The sequence below is a fragment of the Pseudomonas sp. NPDC008258 genome (assembly GCF_042956345.1).
Classification (GTDB): domain Bacteria; phylum Pseudomonadota; class Gammaproteobacteria; order Pseudomonadales; family Pseudomonadaceae; genus Aquipseudomonas.
Window position 1 is genome coordinate 303,235 of record NZ_JBIBGE010000002.1, and the last position, 2,614, is coordinate 305,848.

The window sequence follows — 2,614 nt, forward strand, 5'->3', positions numbered from 1 at the left end:
GTGGCTCTGCTTGCAAAGCTGCTTCAGTCAACCAGTGGTAACCTGGTCTAAAACTACCACCACGGACTCATAGCTCAGCTGGATAGAGTACTCGGCTACGAACCGAGCGGTCGCAGGTTCGAATCCTGCTGAGTCCGCCATACCCAAACAAAAAGCCCGCTCAATTGAGCGGGCTTTTTGTTTTTCTGCGCCAATGAATTGTTGGTCATGTCGATCTACGCTCTTCTGTAACGATTGTGCTGTAGCCTTGCCGCGCCGCTGAGCGAACGCAAAATCAATTGTGCTTTCCCATCCCTGACAACCGTCGCACTGATAGCTTCGAGCGTTGTCCTAGCTTTATCGCGCAAACGATTGTTATGGCCAAAAATTTAAGCGATCTGACAGCTTTAGCAGTGTATGATTGCGCCCGTCAGCCCCGCCGGGGCTTGTGGAAAACCACCATGGACTTACCCAGTAGTTACTCGCTAACAAGATTCATACAGAAAGATCTGACCGATTGATTCTCCCGGCGTGCTCCGCTGCTGGGAGTGGAGTTCGCCTATGACTGAAGTAGAAGTAAAAAAAGCGCAAGAAAGCCTGCAGGATCGCCTGGCCCAGGTGGTCGAACTGCTGCAGCGTCAGCGCGTGGTCGAAGACCTTACCCACCGCCAGGAAGGCGCGCACAACGACCTGGTAGAAAACCTGGTCCACCGCCAGAACCTCGTCGAGTTGCAGCGCAAGCTCGATGACCTGCACCCCGCCGACATCGCCTACATTCTCGAAGCCTTGCCCCTGGAAGACCGCCTGACGGTCTGGCAGCTGGTGCGCTCGGACCGCGATGGCGACATCCTGCTTGAAGTTTCCGATTCGGTTCGTCAATCGCTGATCGCCGACATGGACGATCACGAATTGTTGGCCGCCGCCAAGGAAATGGACGCCGACGAGCTGGCCGACCTGGCCCCTGAGCTGCCGCGCGACGTTATCCATGAACTGATGGAAACCCTCGATGCCCAGCAACGCGAGCGCGTGCGTTCGGCGCTGAGCTACGACGAGGAGCAGGTCGGTGCGCTGATGGACTTCGAGATGGTCACCATCCGCGAAGACGTCAGCCTGGAAGTGGTGCTGCGCTACCTGCGCCGCCTGAAAGAGCTGCCCAACCATACCGACAAACTGTTCGTGGTCGATTACGACGGCATCCTCAAGGGGGTGTTGCCAATCAAGCGCCTGCTGGTCAACGACCCGGAGAAGAAGGTGGCGGAGGTCATGGCGACCGACCCGGTGTCCTTCCAGCCCGAGGAAGATGCTTACGACGCGGCACAAGCCTTCGAACGTTATGACCTGGTATCGGCGCCCGTAGTAGACAAGGGCGAACGCCTGATCGGCCGACTGACCATCGACGAAATGGTCGACCTGATCCGCGAGGAGAGCGAGAGCGAAGTCCTCAACATGGCGGGTCTGCGTGAAGAGGAAGACATCTTTGCCTCGGTCTGGCGCTCGTTCCGCAACCGTTGGGCATGGCTGGCGATCAACCTGATTACCGCCTTCCTGGCTTCGCGGGTGATCGGCCTGTTCGAGGGCTCGATCGAGAAGCTGGTGGCGTTGGCTGCATTGATGCCGATTGTTGCGGGTATTGGTGGCAACTCGGGCAACCAGACCATCACCATGATCGTCCGCGCCATGGCGCTGGACCAGGTGTCGCCGGGCAATACCAGCCGCCTGATGCGCAAGGAACTGGCGGTGTCGCTGATCAACGGCCTGGTGTGGGGCGGGGTGATTGGTGCGGTGGCGTTCTGGTTGTATGGCAGCTGGTCGCTGGGCGTGGTAATGACCGCAGCGATGACCTTGAACCTGTTGCTGGCGGCGCTGATGGGCGTGCTTATCCCGATGACCCTGGCCCGTCTGGGGCGCGACCCGGCAATGGGTGCCAGTGTGATGATCACGGCCGTAACCGACAGTGGCGGCTTCTTCATCTTCCTTGGCCTGGCTACGTTGTTCCTTCTCTAAGCCCATACACAATCCCTGTGGGAGATTCTATGGCCGGAGGCAAATTTTCAGTAGAAAAGCCCACGGCCTCTCTCAGCAACATCCAGGCACGAATCAGCCTGCCAGAGAATTTCTCTCCAGCATCGGGTGCTGCCCGTCAGTTCGGGTGGGCTGCGTAGCAGCCCCAGCCTCAGCTGGCCAGCTTGGCACCTCCGGTATATATCTCGGGCTTCCAGTCAGCCTCATGCCTCATCAGGCCGAAGGCCAGCCGAGCCAAGCGACGTGCAAGGATTACCAAGGCTTGTGTGGTTTTCTTCCCGCGTGCTTGATGATGGGCGTAAAACTGCGACCAAGTCTTGGTTCGGCTGCCGCTCATCGAGGCGTTGTACAGAAGTCTGCGGACCTCCGAGTCTCCACGCTTGCTCAACTTCCCTCTGCCCGACCATTTGCCGGATTGGGCAACCGTCACATCCAGACCTAGATAAGCGACAAAGGCATCGCTGTTCTTGAACTCGCCGCGCATGAAGGACATCGCCAGGCCGGCAGCCGTTAGGAACCCTACACCGGGAAGCTTCTGGACGCGGCGCAGTTGATCGGAAAGCCCCAGCTTCTTGATCACTGCACGTAGTTGTTTTTCCAGTGAAAGCTCTAC

2 protein-coding genes and 1 tRNA gene are annotated in these 2,614 nt (G+C 58.3%); 2 read left to right on the plus strand and 1 reads right to left on the minus strand.

Annotation, left to right across the window (positions count from 1 at the left end; genetic code table 11):
• Positions 1 to 63: 63 nt before the first annotated feature.
• Together ACFY9W_RS02875 and mgtE are read left to right on the plus strand one after the other, a co-directional pair.
• Positions 64 to 140, plus strand: a tRNA-Arg gene (locus tag ACFY9W_RS02875).
• 400 nt (positions 141 to 540) lie between these two features.
• A complete protein-coding gene (mgtE, locus tag ACFY9W_RS02880; protein ID WP_391125448.1) occupies positions 541 to 1,983 on the plus strand; it encodes a magnesium transporter in 1,443 nt (480 codons plus the stop codon).
• A gap of 169 nt (positions 1,984 to 2,152) precedes the next feature.
• Here mgtE and ACFY9W_RS02885 read toward each other — a convergent pair.
• A partial coding sequence (locus ACFY9W_RS02885) for a transposase (protein ID WP_391125451.1) occupies positions 2,153 to 2,614 on the minus strand: 462 nt, incomplete at its 5' end.